The organism is Paenibacillus sp. EB106-06-01-XG199 (assembly GCF_058791575.1).
Genome location: NZ_JBYTDQ010000002.1, coordinates 470,588 through 483,702 on the forward strand (window position 1 = coordinate 470,588; position 13,115 = coordinate 483,702).

At 50.7% G+C, this 13,115-nt stretch carries 15 protein-coding genes and 1 pseudogene; 5 read left to right on the plus strand and 11 right to left on the minus strand.

What is annotated here, in order from left to right:
- The first annotated feature begins 137 nt into the window (after positions 1–137).
- Complete coding sequence (locus AC3WT9_RS08040; RefSeq protein WP_341092535.1) at positions 138–809, plus strand: tetratricopeptide repeat protein; 672 nt, start codon at positions 138–140, stop codon at positions 807–809.
- A gap of 123 nt (positions 810–932) precedes the next feature.
- Here AC3WT9_RS08040 and AC3WT9_RS08045 read toward each other — a convergent pair whose 3' ends face one another.
- The 7 genes from AC3WT9_RS08045 to rpiA all read right to left on the minus strand — a co-directional run bounded on the left by AC3WT9_RS08045 (position 933) and on the right by rpiA (position 8,347).
- Positions 933–2,078 carry a DUF4179 domain-containing protein gene (locus AC3WT9_RS08045; RefSeq protein WP_341092533.1) on the minus strand — a complete coding sequence of 382 codons (1,146 nt, stop codon included), beginning with the start codon at positions 2,076–2,078 and terminating at the stop codon, positions 933–935.
- On the minus strand, positions 2,075–2,608 hold the full coding sequence (locus AC3WT9_RS08050; RefSeq protein ID WP_341092530.1) for a sigma-70 family RNA polymerase sigma factor: 534 nt from the start codon (positions 2,606–2,608) through the stop codon (positions 2,075–2,077). The genes AC3WT9_RS08045 and AC3WT9_RS08050 overlap by 4 nt, the downstream gene beginning before the upstream one ends.
- 196 nt (positions 2,609–2,804) lie before the next feature.
- On the minus strand, positions 2,805–5,963 hold the full coding sequence (locus AC3WT9_RS08055) for an MMPL family transporter (RefSeq protein WP_341378353.1): 3,159 nt from the start codon (positions 5,961–5,963) through the stop codon (positions 2,805–2,807).
- Positions 5,960–6,412 (minus strand): MarR family winged helix-turn-helix transcriptional regulator, encoded by a 453-nt coding sequence (locus tag AC3WT9_RS08060; RefSeq protein WP_341092526.1) that lies wholly within the window; start codon positions 6,410–6,412, stop codon positions 5,960–5,962. Before AC3WT9_RS08060 ends, AC3WT9_RS08055 begins: the two co-directional genes overlap by 4 nt.
- A 233-nt stretch (positions 6,413–6,645) precedes the next feature.
- Positions 6,646–7,086, minus strand: a complete 441-nt coding sequence (locus AC3WT9_RS08065) for a GNAT family N-acetyltransferase (RefSeq protein WP_341092524.1) — start codon at positions 7,084–7,086, stop codon at positions 6,646–6,648.
- A gap of 93 nt (positions 7,087–7,179) precedes the next feature.
- Positions 7,180–7,683, minus strand: coding sequence for a VanZ family protein (locus AC3WT9_RS08070; RefSeq protein ID WP_341092523.1), 504 nt, complete (start codon positions 7,681–7,683; stop codon positions 7,180–7,182).
- Positions 7,667–8,347 carry a ribose-5-phosphate isomerase RpiA gene (gene rpiA / locus AC3WT9_RS08075; protein WP_341097650.1) on the minus strand — a complete coding sequence of 227 codons (681 nt, stop codon included), beginning with the start codon at positions 8,345–8,347 and terminating at the stop codon, positions 7,667–7,669. Before rpiA ends, AC3WT9_RS08070 begins: the two co-directional genes overlap by 17 nt.
- 84 nt (positions 8,348–8,431) lie before the next feature.
- Between rpiA and AC3WT9_RS08080 the strand changes: the two genes are divergently transcribed.
- Positions 8,432–8,629 (plus strand): hypothetical protein, encoded by a 198-nt coding sequence (locus AC3WT9_RS08080; RefSeq protein ID WP_341092522.1) that lies wholly within the window; start codon positions 8,432–8,434, stop codon positions 8,627–8,629.
- Between the two features lie 8 nt (positions 8,630–8,637).
- Here AC3WT9_RS08080 and AC3WT9_RS08085 read toward each other — a convergent pair whose 3' ends face one another.
- Genes AC3WT9_RS08085 through AC3WT9_RS08095 form a run of 3 tightly spaced genes read right to left on the minus strand, consistent with a single transcriptional unit; the run spans position 8,638 to position 10,159 of the window.
- Complete coding sequence (locus AC3WT9_RS08085) at positions 8,638–9,114, minus strand: GNAT family N-acetyltransferase (protein WP_341092521.1); 477 nt, start codon at positions 9,112–9,114, stop codon at positions 8,638–8,640.
- Positions 9,115–9,153: 39 nt separating this feature from the next.
- A complete protein-coding gene (locus AC3WT9_RS08090) occupies positions 9,154–9,708 on the minus strand; it encodes a macro domain-containing protein (protein WP_341092519.1) in 555 nt (184 codons plus the stop codon).
- Complete coding sequence (locus AC3WT9_RS08095) at positions 9,692–10,159, minus strand: hypothetical protein (protein ID WP_341378352.1); 468 nt, start codon at positions 10,157–10,159, stop codon at positions 9,692–9,694. Before AC3WT9_RS08095 ends, AC3WT9_RS08090 begins: the two co-directional genes overlap by 17 nt.
- Positions 10,160–10,434: 275 nt before the next feature.
- Between AC3WT9_RS08095 and fsa the strand changes: the two genes are divergently transcribed.
- From fsa to AC3WT9_RS08110, 3 genes are all read left to right on the plus strand, one after another.
- Positions 10,435–11,082 carry a fructose-6-phosphate aldolase gene (fsa, locus tag AC3WT9_RS08100; RefSeq protein WP_038590710.1) on the plus strand — a complete coding sequence of 216 codons (648 nt, stop codon included), beginning with the start codon at positions 10,435–10,437 and terminating at the stop codon, positions 11,080–11,082.
- Positions 11,083–11,230: 148 nt separating this feature from the next.
- On the plus strand, positions 11,231–11,683 hold the full coding sequence (locus AC3WT9_RS08105) for a MarR family winged helix-turn-helix transcriptional regulator (protein WP_492407532.1): 453 nt from the start codon (positions 11,231–11,233) through the stop codon (positions 11,681–11,683).
- A gap of 5 nt (positions 11,684–11,688) precedes the next feature.
- Positions 11,689–12,891, plus strand: a complete 1,203-nt coding sequence (locus AC3WT9_RS08110) for an MFS transporter (protein ID WP_445935331.1) — start codon at positions 11,689–11,691, stop codon at positions 12,889–12,891.
- A gap of 43 nt (positions 12,892–12,934) precedes the next feature.
- Here AC3WT9_RS08110 and AC3WT9_RS08115 read toward each other — a convergent pair.
- Positions 12,935–13,078: pseudogene (locus tag AC3WT9_RS08115) on the minus strand (MFS transporter); the annotation flags it as partial.
- Positions 13,079–13,115 lie beyond the last annotated feature (37 nt).

The window sequence follows — 13,115 nt, forward strand, 5'->3', positions numbered from 1 at the left end:
CTCTCCAGAATCAAAACCACTTCAAAATAGAGCTCAGATCCGCTAGCAAATATGGTATAATTACCCTGCTCTGCAACGCCATACTACAAACTAACCGTGTTGCAGAATGGAAACACAATCATTAATGGAGGGAATTCATGTTAAAATTCTTCGGTTTTTTCATGCTGTTAAATCTGGTCGGCAATCCTTTTCTTGCCCTAATCATCCTGCTGGTCATTCTGTATTTCCTCGACCGCCGATATGTCGGAATCTTTCCAAGCATCACGAAGCCGTTCCGCCGGAGCCGGCAAATTTCCAAGCTGAGGACAACCATCTCGCTGAATCCGAATGATGTCTCCGCCAAATTCGATCTGGCCCGGCTGATGACTGAACGCAAGCGTTTCAGCGAATCCAAAGAGCTGCTTGTGCAGATCGCTGACCGGTACGAGCAATCTGCGGAATATTGGGTGGAGCTTGGTTATGTGAATCTCAAGCTGGGACAGCTTCCCGAGGGGGAAGCGCAAATGCTTCAAGGACTGGAAATCAACCGCAGAGCGCAATATGGGCAGCCTTATCTCCGTCTCGCCGAGACTTTCCGCAATATCGACCATGACAAAGCTCTTTATTATGTAGGACAATTCCAGGAAATTCAGTCCTCTTCCAGTGAAGCCTACTATTTGGCCGGCTCTATGTACAAGGCACTGGGCAGAAATGAAGACGCCAAACGCGCTTTTGCCGAATCCACGGCCATTTACCGCTCATTGCCAAAGTACAAGAAGCGGCAGGAACGGGGCTGGGCGCTGCGCAGTTATTTCGCAAAGCTGCGCTGACTCAGCGGTACATAAATAACCGGGATGGCTCCATTATACGCCTATTCCTTCCTGCAATCATTAACACAAAACGCAAAAACCTCCGGCTTCTGCACTACTTGTGCATGCCGGAGGTTTTTTATGCTATTTTACAGGAACGGTTATTTCAAACTCAGGAATGTAAAGCTTCCGTCCATCCTTCCAGACGTAGGGCTTGATTACAATACTCTCCGGTATGGTTTCAAACGGCTCATACACATTGCTGGAATCTAAAGTATCGCCTTCACCGGAGCCACCGCTGATACTTAGCACGCGAACCTCCCTCCCTTGTTCATCCATTACATCAAAGAAGATAGACAAAAACCCGTTATTCTTATATTTTTCCGGTATCGCTTCTTGAAAGGCCCTTACATCCTCTCCCTGTTCCCCTTCAAACTCTGCCATCAGCAGGGTCGTGGTTTCGCTAACTTCCAGCCGCTTGACCCGCAGATGAATATGATCATGGATTTTTGTTTCTTTCGGAGTCAGAATATAGCCTTCCAACGTATTCTTGCTCACCGGAAATTCAAACTCGAAAGGCTGCCGGATTCCCGGAACGGTAAATGACATTTTGAAATCAAACTCATCCGGAATCCGCTGATTCTCTGAATTATTAAAGACTGTAACAATAACGGAGTCAGGCGCATCCGGGCCTCCTGAAGCGATTCCCCCTCCGGTGATGACCTCAGCTCCATTGACATAAGAATCGATCCTATTCAACAAGCCGGTCTCAGGATCGGGAATAGTCCACAAATCAGACAAGGGTCCTTCCTCTCCAGTCTTACCCGCTTGCTTTCTGGTAAGCACCAGGGACAACCGGCTCCCATCATACATCTGTTCCGACACGCTGAACGTCAAGCCGCCATGCGTAACGCTCTGCTGAATGTCCGCCGTTACACCAGTCTCATTTGCTTTCTTAAGCCCGGCGTCGCCTGCCACCTTGAACACACTTTCCAGGAACGGCAGTTGCTTCAAGGTATCAGCCATTGCCGGCGACACGAACCCCAGGCTGATGATCAACACCAGCCCTGCAGCCACAGAGGCAGCACTGATCATCACCCGGGTAAGCCAAGAACGTTTTCTCCGGCTCCTAGAGGTTTTTGCTGTTTCTGGAACCTTAGGATCTGTTCCTTCCATTCCGCCAATTACCCGGTAGGTATCGTTCATACGGGCTTGTACGAGCTCCGGCAGCTCTGTAAGAGGCTCTTCCCTTAATCCTGCCAGCCTGCTTTCAAATTGTTGCTGATTCATCCGTTCATCTTCCTTTCCGCGGGCTCCGCCAGAGATTCATATAAGGTTTTCCTTGCCCTGTGCAATCTGGTTTTAACTGCGCTCTCCGATAGCTCCAGCAGCCCGGCGATTTCCTGCAGCGTCAACCCCTGATAATAATGAAGAATGACAATGGTCCGTGAAATCTCCTCCAGACGGTTGACGGCATTACGGAGATCCATATCCCCCCCAAACGAAGACGATATCAGCAGGTGCTCTGGAGGTTCAGGCATGACGATTACCCGATCCCGTCTGCGCAAAATCATATTACATTCATTGATCAGAATACGAAACAGCCAAGTGTTAAAGAAAGCAGGCTCTTTTAATCCGGATAATGCTTTATATGCCTTCATGACCGTCTCCTGCATAATATCCGCACAGTCTTCGTCATTCCTGACAATGGATTTGGCCATACTGTACATTTGCCGTTCCAGTCCCTTAACCAGCTGAATAAAAGCTTCACTGTCCCCGGCTTGCGCACGTCTAATCTGATCCTCTTGTCCGTTGTTCAATCCATCCCCCCCTTTCGTTCGGATAGCTGCAGCACCTCTTGTTTTGCTTCCATACAGCTGATTAGATGGAGCATAGGGCTGAAAGGTTACCTCTATGTATGAAATATTTTTTCTCCCTGCTTCTTCAAAAACAGCAAAGAGCAAGCTCCGCTGCCCCGGAAGCCTGCTCTTTACCATTATCAAATCATGTACAAGCTTATAAATCTAATGTTTTCGGCTGATCCTCCGCTGATGCCGAAGAAAACGGCCACCAGTTCGCCCGGCCAAACATCCGTACCATAACAGGAACGAAAAACGGCAGGAAAACCAGTGCATAAAGAGCAAGACCGGCCAGAACTACAGTAGCAATCTGCATCATCGACAATACGCCGGAAGGATACATCGAGGCAAAGGTTCCGCCCAGGATCACTACAGCCGACAGAATGACTGTCCCCATATTGCGCATGGCATGCAGGATCGCTTCATGCACATCCCAGGTCTTGTTCTCATTAAAGCGGGCCATCAGGAAGATGCTGTAGTCCACCCCAAGCGCAATCAGCATGACGAAGCTGAAGAACGGAGTAGTCCAGGTAATTCCGGAATAATTCAGCAGATTTACAAAGATGGCTTCCGTAATTCCCAGCGCCGTAAAGTAAGTGATAACGAGTGAAATTATCAGATAAATCGGCATGATAATCGATCGAAGCAGCAATACCAGAATGATAAAAATACCGCCCAACATCAGGATAACAGTCCGCGAATAATCCTCATTGGAAATCTTCTGCAGATCGCTATAGGTGCTGGTCACTCCGCTGATCGCGGTCTCCGCATTCTCCAGCTTCGTGCCCTTCACAGCCCGGTCCACGGCAGCCTGAATGTCTCCCATGCTGTCGATCGCTTCGGAACTATAGGGGTTCTCGGCGAAAACAACGTCCAGCGTCATCACCTTGCCGTCACCTGCCAGGTACGTATCAAAAATCTGCTGGATGCCCCCGGCTTCCAGCGCCTCAGACGGTACGAAGAATCCGCTCAGTTCATCGTCTTTGGCCTCCTGAATTTGCCCCAGGTACGCTTGAGCGGAATCCAGCCCGCCGGTGATTTGCTTGAGGCCATCCGTACTGTCGTTCAAACCGTCCGTAAGCTGGCCGATTTGTCCGGTAAGCTGGCTGAACCCGTCAGCAAGCTGCTGCTGGCCGCCTTGCAGCTGGTCGAGTTCATTTGTGATCGAAGGAATACGATCGACAATTTGGCCTTGCCCCGCCGCCGCTTGATTCAGGCCCGTCTGCAACTGGCCGATTCCGGCGACAAGCTTGCCCAGACCTTGTGCCAGCGCCGTTTGGCCGGCAACGGCCTTGGCATATCCGGTGTTGGCCTTGTTCAGACCGGCAGCTGCAGCTTTAAGCTGCCCTGTAATCTGTCCTAGTCCTGCGGCAAGCTGGGCTGTACCCGTGCCGGTTTGCGTTACCGTTCCTTTAATCGTCTGGTAATCAACATCCTGCAGAAGATCAGGATGGCTGGCTTCCAGGCCCGTGAAGGAAGCATCCAGCCCGGCAAGTGCAGCAGCCACGCCCTGGAGCTGGGTTTGCAGCCCGGCAACGCCTCCGTCCAATGCAGTCAGCCCCGTGCCGATTTGCTTGTAGCCTGCCAATAGTGCAGCATTGGCGTCCGCAAGCTGCTCTGCGCTGGCCGCTGCCTGCGCCAGACCGGCTTTGATCTCACCGGCTCCCGCCGATCCGCTTTTAATGCCGCTCTCTATACGGGACAGTCCATCGCCCAGCGCGGCGATACCTTGTTTCAGCTCAACTGTGCCCTCCGTCAGCTTCGCGCTGCCCGATACGGCCTCGTTCAGCTTCGGCTCGTTGTCACTTAACTGCTTGCTTGCTTCCGCAAGCCCCGTTTGAATCTTCGTAAGCCCTTCATTGCTCTGATCCAGACCCTCTGACAGTGTAGCCACTTGGGTCGGGATCAGGAAGTCATTGATCTGTTCCCCCGTAGGACGCGACATGCTGCGCACAGCTTTGACGCCGTCGACCTTTTCCAGCTCACGGCTGATTTTTTCAGCCAGACCCATATATTCAGCAGTATCCATACGGTCATCATTTTTGATGATTATTTTGCCGGGCATCGATTCTCCCGGCCCAAAGCTCTCAGAGATAATGTTGAAGCCTTTAACCGATGCGTAGTTGGAACCGATTTCGTCCATGCTGTTAAAGGACAGTTTGCCGCCATAAGTGACGAGGAACGGCACCACTACCGCAGCTACAATCAGCAGAGCAGCCCACGGTCTTTTTAAGGAGAAGGAACCAGCGGCCCCCCAGATGCGGCTTTCGCTATGCTCCAGCTTCCCGCGGGATGGCCAAAACATCTTTTTGCCCAATACCGCCATAAAGAATGGAACGACAGTCACAAGCGCCAGCATCATCACGGCAATCCCTACAGCCACTGCAACCGCAGAACGGTACAGCATGAATTTGGACAACCCAATGGCGAGGAACCCTACAAATACCGCAAGACCGGAATAAAATACCGTTCCCCCCGCTTTACGGTAGGTCGTGATAATCGCGCTTTTCGTATCCTCAGAGGTTGCCAGCTCTTCCTTAAACCGGCTGATCAGCAGGATGCAGTAATCCGTCCCAATCCCGAACAGTACGGCCACCATAAAGATCTGCGTAAATGTGGATAACGGAAAGTCAAACCGGTCCACCAGAAAGGCTACAACCGATTGGGATACAATATAACTCAGTCCGACCGTAAGCAGCGGCACAAACGGCGCAATGAACGAACGGAATACAACGAACAGGATCAAGAGAATAAATACAACGGTAATATACTCCGACTTCTTCAGCCCTGCCTCTGAGCTGACAATGGTATCCTCCGTGATCAGTCCTTCGCTGGTCAGATAATGATCGGCAGTTACATCATTTAACAGGGCTGCTACTTTAGCCGGGAGCTCCTTGACCACTTCTTCTCCGCCTTTTACCGACAGTGCGACCATAATGGTCTTCCCGTCCTTCGCAATCAGCGTATCCTTTAATTCGGTTTGAGAAAAGGGGTCGGTAATGGAATCCAGCTTCAGCGATTCCTTGCTCACCGTAAGCTGCTCAACGCCCTGCTTAATGCTCTCCGTATCTTCTGCGCTCAGTCCATCCGGCTTATTAAAAACAAGGGCAACCTGGTGCAGCGTTTCACCACCGTTGGCGTCGGCCACCTCTCTCATAATCTCAGCCGCTCTCGAAGAAGTGTAGCCATCCGGAACAGCAATCTGCCCCTTCTCGCGCACCAGATCCGACATCGCCGGCGCCGTCAAAAATAACACGACCGCCACAGCCAGCCAGACTGAAATTACAGCCCATCTAGCTTTAAGTATGGTCTTCAATTGTTTCTCCCTCCTGTTTCATGCATTAAAAATGCAAGCTTCTCGAACATAGTAATAAATTTCTCAATGTCCTTTTCCTCAAAATCAAACAGATAGGGAGAGATCACTTCTTGAACCTGCTTCTCGGCGGTCTGATGAACACTCTTCCCATGCTCCGTGAGTGTCAGATACACCTGGCGGCGGTCATTCTCGTCCCGGGTCCGCTGAATCAGTCCAGCTTCGTCCAGCCGGTTAATAATTGCCGTTATCGAACTCTTGCCTACCGCAACTGCCTCGGCCAGAAATGTGGAAGTACAAAGCTCCTGACTGTTTATCAGCCGGAGAATAATAAATTGGTCATTGGTCAGTCCTTCCGGAATCCGCTCCTTGACACGGGCGCTAATCTGCCTAGTCACCACCATGTATGCATTCAAATAGCGGTTGATCCAGTGTTCTGCCTCTTCTTTCAAAATTTAAACCTCCCAACATTATTAATAGTTCACGTATGAAACTATTTCACAGTAAAACTATAGGGTCTGACGCCCAAAAAGTCAATATGTTCCTTTCCGTATTCCAGCAGCGGCTAATTTGCATTTTGCATAACAAAAACAGCCATTCCGCACGTTGACATGCGTAATGGCTGTGGCTGTTTATCGGGAGGAGCCGAGAATTCTCTCTGCCTTCCCCTTAGCGGGTATTCCCGTTATTCTTCGTCCTCAGTCTCCTCGACCTCATATACACAGCGGAACATTTCGATTCCTGCGGCATTTTCACCCAGGCTGTACACCATGAACCCAAGGCTGCGGTAGAAGTCAGCAGCAATTTCGTCCTCAGTTTCTGCCAGCAGATAACGGGGCTGACGCGCAGTTAGCAGTTCAAGAATCATTCCGCGCGCATACCCTTTCCCCCTGTTCTCTGGCAGTACAGCGATATGGCGGATGTCCAGTGACCCGTCTTCCGTTTCTTCAAAGCCTACCAGCCCCAGCAGCAGGCCTTCCTCTTCCCAGCCGCACAGCTGCAGTGCAGCCTGTGCGCTATATTCGGCTGAAGTGCGCTGCAGTGCATCCGGTTCATCAATAACAGCATAAGCCAGCAGCTCGTTCACCTCGGGAGAACCCACGAGATGCTTCAGATCTATCAGCATAGTTAACCTCCTAAAAGTTTTGTGAGCATCGCTTCCTGATAAAACTTCGTACAAAACTCACTTCGAAAGCATACACTTAAGTTTTGTGAAACTTTAGTTTAATGATTTACCCCATGCCAAATGAAGAAAAATATAACCTATCCACACACCCAGCAAGTTAAGCAGCAGATCGTCAATATCAAAGCTGCCGACACGCAGCAGCATTTGCATGGATTCCAGCAGCAATATCCATAAAGCCATATGTAAGGTTAACCCAAACATGGAGTTAAGCCGCTTCTTCAGCAGCGGCAGCAGGAGGCCAAAGGGAATGAACACGGCGACGTTTCCCAGCAGATTCACCAGCCGGCCGGAGAAAGGCACCCCATTGTCCAGATCAAAATAGAGTTTTATGGTCCGCAGCGGCTCCAGATTATATTGCAGCGGTCCGTCCGGATGAACAACACGGCCAAAACCGATAAACATCCAGTACACAACGGCTGCACTGTACAGAATTAGCAGCATCCACGCCCATATCCGGCGCGGCTTCGGCTGAAGTTTTCCCCGTACGGAGCGGTTTCCGGGCTTCTGCGTCTTACGCGGACTAGAGATTGCTTTCACCTTCCACTATTTCGATACTGCCGTCGTTCTTGCCGATAATGGCCAGATCGGCAATTCCAATGAACAAGCCGTGTTCAACAACGCCCGGAATGCCCTGCAGAGACTTCGCAAGTTCAGGAGCAGAAGCAATCGCTTCAAACCCGCAGTCCGCAATGTAATTGCCGTTGTCTGTCTTGTACAATTCATCACCGCTCCGCCGCAGCTCCGGCTTGCAGCCCAGCTTAGCCAGTTCAGCGACTGTCCATTCCCAAGCAAAGGGAACAATCTCAACAGGCAACGGAAACTTGCCCAGCGTTTCTACTGCTTTGCTCTCATCTGCTACCACAATCATGCGTGTGCTGCCCATAGCCACGATCTTTTCGCGCAGCAATGCACCGCCGCCGCCTTTGATCAGTTGAAGCTGGCCATCGAGTTCATCCGCTCCGTCAATCGTCAAATCCAGGTGGTCAACATCACCAAATGCAACCAGTGGAATGCCCAGCTCGCGGGCCTGCTCCTCCGAAGCACGTGAGGTAGCTACTGCGGTAATCTTAAGTCCTTGCTGCACTCGTTCCCCCAGCTTGCGGATGGCCCAATATGCGGTGGAACCTGTGCCGAGGCCAACCTTCATTCCGTCTTCCACATACTCCACGGCTTTTTCCGCAGCCAGCTGTTTTACATTGATACTCATTTTAATACCTCCATATTATCCGTTATAATAATGAAATAGATTTACAATACAAAATTATTATCACCAGGAGGATTCCGGATGAGAACCGAAAATCAGATCCAGTCCAAAATCAATGAATTAACACTCCAACGCAGGTCTCTGGAGACACGTTTGACACCACTGGCCGAGGACAGCCCGCAACGCGAAGCTCTAAATGCCCAGCTTACCAGGCTGGAGGATATGCTGCTCATGCTGGAATGGGTGCTGAATACCCCTGCAGGTAAATACCACGCTTGAACATCAGATTAGAAGAGTTCCTTACCGTAACATAAACTATCCGGATCGCCAATATAAGGTCCAAACAAATCAATCGGCCGATAGCCATGCTTCACGTAGAGTGCAATGGCTTCCGGCTGTTTAATGCCAGTCTCCAGCCGGATTTCCCGGCAGCCGGCACTAATGGCCTTCGCCTCAAGCTCCAGCAGCAGCTTGTTGGCTATTCCTTGCTTGCGGCTGCCCGGGTCCACATAGAAACGCTTGAGCTCCATCACCGCACTGTCCGGGTCAAGCGGGCGCAGCGCTCCGCAGCCGACCGGCTTCTCTCCTTGATAAGCTACCACGAAAGTCATCTCTTTTACCTTCGGATCGGTGAAATCCACAACGTAGATGGTCTCATGCGGATAGCGGGATTTCAGCTCCTCATCCAGACGGTCAATTAATGAAAGCAAATCCGCGCTCCCGGGATCAACTACAACAAAATTAACATCAGCTATGGACGTCATTACCGTCTCTCCTCCACTTCAACCAGAGTGCAAGTCCAGCTATATATAATTTTTAAGCGTTTCCTCATATAATTCAGCGTTACCCTTCTCAAAACAAATAAAAGAGATCTCTTTCAGCGGCAGCAACCGGGAATCCTGGGCCGCCACATACTCAATGACCGTATGAAGCGCAATTTCACAGGCCAACGCTTTAGGGAAATTATAAACCCCGGTGCTGATGTTTGGAAAGGCTATGCTCCGCACACCCTTTAAGCAGGCCAAGTCCAGGCTGCTGGCATAACATTTGGCCAAAGTATCGGCTTCCCCGGCGCCACCGCCTTTCCAAATCGGCCCTACTGTATGTACAATGCCCAGCAAAGGAAGTCTGCCTGCACTCGTTAATGCAGCCTCACCAGGCAGACAGCCTCCCTGCTTCTGGCGGATTACCGCACATTCCTCAGCTACTCGTGGTCCGGCAGCCCGGTGGATCGCTCCATCAACACCACCGCCTCCATAGAGGCCGGAATTGGATGCATTCACAATCATATCGCCCTGCCAGGACGTAATGTCACCTTCACGGACAGATATCGCTACATCATTAATGGTGATTTGCATGTTCGGCCTCCTCTCTCGCCGTAACCTCCAAGTTTCGAATCAGCTCTTTCTCTCCCCTGCGGTCCGCCTTCTCCGGAAAGGAAACAAACACGACCCTTGCTCCTTCAATAGAAGCTTTGCGGAGGTTGCTTCTCATCCAATTCTCCGCGTCGGTCAGAACCATCTCTCCCGTACCGGCCGGTACACGGCATAAAGCGGAAGTCGTTCCCTTTTCTCCCTTAGCTAGCTGTTCTCCCGGTCCGGAAAGCACAGTGAACTGAAATAACGGAACCGCCTCCGGCCGTTCTTCATGTTCTGCGAACGCTTGATTAACTACGGAGTACATCAGTGAACCGGTAGGAGCGGCAGATTCACTCGCCTCCCGCTCGGAGATCATCCGGCTGCTCTGGTAGGCAAGCAGTCCTGCAGCAAACAACAGAAACAACACGACGCCCCCAACTACAGTAATCATTTCTGTCACCCGCCATTCATCAGAAAATCAACAATACCGTTTCTATATTATCACGGAGAGAACATCCCCGGGAATGGTCAAAATGGGCTGAGTTTCTTTTTTCACAGGAAATCTTCATGGTTAAGAACGCCGCTCCTTAGTGAAAGCGATGTATAATTCTATAAAGTTATTTTGAAATATTCATATTAACAGTTGAAACTTTCTGTGGCATGATCCATAATGAAGTTGTGCATACTGTTTGTCAATCCATAAGAAATCAAGGGAGGAAATTTACAATGAAGTTTTTCTTGGATACCGGAAATATTGAAGAAATTAAACGTATTACCCGCCTCGGTTTAGTGGATGGCGTGACGACGAATCCGTCACTGATCGCCAAAGAAGGCAGATTGTTCAAAGATGTAATCAAAGAAATCGTTGCTATTGTGCCTGGTCCTGTCAGCGCGGAAGTCATTGGCCTTACAGCAGAAGAAATGCTTAAGGAAGCCTATGAAATTGCTGAGTGGGCACCCAATGTCGTAATCAAACTGCCTATGACTGAAGATGGCCTGGAAGCCTGCTACGAATTGACCAAAAAAGGCATCAAGACTAACGTTACCCTAGTATTCTCCGCGGCTCAAGGCCTCATGGCTGCCAAAGCCGGCGCTACCTATATCAGCCCGTTTGTCGGTCGTCTGGACGATATCGGCGTTGACGGCATGAAGTTGATCAAGGATCTGAAGACTATCCTGACCAACTACGGCCTGACTTCAGAAATTATTGCAGCCAGTATCCGCAACATCGCACATGTAGAGCAAGCGGCAATCGCCGGTGCGCACATTGCAACCATCCCGGGCTCTTTGCTGCCTTCCCTTTGGAAACACCCGCTTACAGATAACGGAATTGAACGCTTCCTGAAGGATTGGGAGAAAGTTCCGCAAGTATAATAGAGCTGCTGCTGTTAACATAAAGCACCTCGTGGAAATCTTATTGGATCATAATGGGTCCGATACATTTCTATGGGGTGTTTTTTGCATAGGGTTGACTAATTTACTTGTCCTAACTATATTTGTTATAACAAGTAATTCAGAAAGGATGATTCTTTTGCCTATTTCCTCTCCGCAGCAATTCCTCGGATTCCTGCTTGGCTCCACCCACCGGAGGATATCCAATGCGTTTGCCCGGGCCTTGAAGTCATACGATATTACCCCCGAACAATGGTCTGTCCTGTTAATGATTGTTGACCGAGAAGGCATTAACCAGAAGGAAGTTGCTGCTGCGGCAGCCAAAGATCAACCCACAACTGCGAGGATCGTGGAGCTGCTTCAGAAGAAAGGTTTTATTACAAAATCAACAAGTCCCAGCGACCGGCGGGCCTTTCTGCTGTATCCTACCCTTGAGGGGCAGACGCTGATCGAAAGCACAATCCCTCTGGAGCAGCAGACGATCCAAGCAGCGGTTGCCGGACTTTCACCGGAAAAGCTTGAAGAGCTTCGCGTTATGCTGGAGCTGATCTATCACAACACTGGAAATTCACACCAAGAATAGGAGCAATGGTATTGAACATAACATCTGATCGTCTCTGGACAAAATCGTTTATTCTGCTGACAATTTGCAACCTGCTGCTGTTTACAGGACTGCAAATGACACTTTCCACTCTCCCGGCCTATGCCGAAGAATCCTTGAACGCCTCTTCCGTGCAGGTTAGCCTGGTCACCAGCTTATTTGCGCTTAGCGCCATCGCTTCACGGCTGTTCTCGGCCAAGGCCATGGAGAAAGGCGGCCGTAACCTGCTGATCTTCCTCGGGCTGGCCGTATCCCTTGTAGCCGTCACCGGTTATTACTGGGCCGGAAGCATAACCGTACTGCTGCTTATGCGCATGCTCTTCGGGATCGGCTTCGGGATGGCCAGTACCGCCTTTCCGACAATGGCTTCGGACGTGATCCCGATTCGCCGGATGGGTGAAGGCATGGGTTATTTCGGCTTGTCGACAAGCCTGGCGATGTCTGCCGGTCCATTAATCGGTCTAAGCCTGCTGCAGGGTCCCGGGTTCGGCTCCTTGCTGCTTGCTACCGCAGCCGCTCTGGCGCTAATTTTCCCGCTTGGCTACCGCCTGACAGCAGTGCTTCCGGGTCAGCACAAGGAACCCGCTGCGGTTCCGGCAGCGGATTTCAAAGGCGGGGCATTTCGCAGGCTGTTTATCCCATGCCTGCTGAACTTACTGCTGTCCGTGTCATACGGCGGACTGCTGGGCTTTCTCGCTCTTTACGGCAAAGAAGCCCATTTGGAACATATCGCCTATTTCTTTCTGTTTAATGCTGTTGCCATTGTTATCATTCGTCCATTGTCAGGCAAAATTTATGACCGTTTCGGTCCAGCTGCCCTGCTGATTCCCGGCAGCATGTTCATCATCGGCGGATTGCTGCTGCTCTCCTTCGCCTCATCGACAGCCGCCCTGTTCCCGGCTGCTTTATGCTACGGGATCGGGTTCGGATCTATGCAGCCTGCACTGCAAACCTGGATGATTCAGTCCGTTGACACACGCCAGCGGGGAATGGCCAACGGCATGTTCTTCAACTCACTGGATCTTGGTGTAGCAATCGGTACTATGCTCCTTGGATCTGTTGCGTTGTATAACACCTATGCGGTCATGTACCGCTATTCTGCAATGGCTCCTGCACTTTTGCTTCTGATCTATATTGCGTATCTCACCATCAGAAGGAAAAGCAACCGGAGCACCGTTGCCTCTGCTTGATTTCTAGCGAGCCGTCAACGAAAAATAAGACAAGCAGAAACGAGATCACACGCCCGCCAAGAATGATCCAGTAAGCGGTCAGCCCCTCTGTGAACCAGGCAGCAGCAACACAAACCGCTCCTCCGGCCGCAGCAATGAGCAGACTCGGCAGAATAACCTTTTTCCGCCCATAACGGTCGGACAGGTAACTTTATTGTGGTTTATTAGCAGACCCGATATGCAAC

Excerpts from the sequence above, each read along its gene's own strand:
- AC3WT9_RS08045 (WP_341092533.1), bottom strand. The coding sequence starts at position 2,078 with ATGAATCAGCAACAATTTGAAAGCAGGCTGGCAGGATTAAGGGAAGAG.
- AC3WT9_RS08085 (WP_341092521.1), bottom strand. The coding sequence starts at position 9,114 with ATGACGTCCATAGCTGATGTTAATTTTGTTGTAGTTGATCCCGGGAGC.
- AC3WT9_RS08080 (WP_341092522.1), top strand. The coding sequence starts at position 8,432 with ATGAGAACCGAAAATCAGATCCAGTCCAAAATCAATGAATTAACACTC.
- AC3WT9_RS08040 (WP_341092535.1), top strand. The coding sequence starts at position 138 with ATGTTAAAATTCTTCGGTTTTTTCATGCTGTTAAATCTGGTCGGCAAT.
- AC3WT9_RS08090 (WP_341092519.1), bottom strand. The coding sequence starts at position 9,708 with ATGCAAATCACCATTAATGATGTAGCGATATCTGTCCGTGAAGGTGAC.
- AC3WT9_RS08110 (WP_445935331.1), top strand. The coding sequence starts at position 11,689 with ATGGTATTGAACATAACATCTGATCGTCTCTGGACAAAATCGTTTATT.
- AC3WT9_RS08065 (WP_341092524.1), bottom strand. The coding sequence starts at position 7,086 with ATGCTGATAGATCTGAAGCATCTCGTGGGTTCTCCCGAGGTGAACGAG.
- fsa (WP_038590710.1), top strand. The coding sequence starts at position 10,435 with ATGAAGTTTTTCTTGGATACCGGAAATATTGAAGAAATTAAACGTATT.
- AC3WT9_RS08105 (WP_492407532.1), top strand. The coding sequence starts at position 11,231 with ATGATTCTTTTGCCTATTTCCTCTCCGCAGCAATTCCTCGGATTCCTG.
- AC3WT9_RS08095 (WP_341378352.1), bottom strand. The coding sequence starts at position 10,159 with ATGATTACTGTAGTTGGGGGCGTCGTGTTGTTTCTGTTGTTTGCTGCA.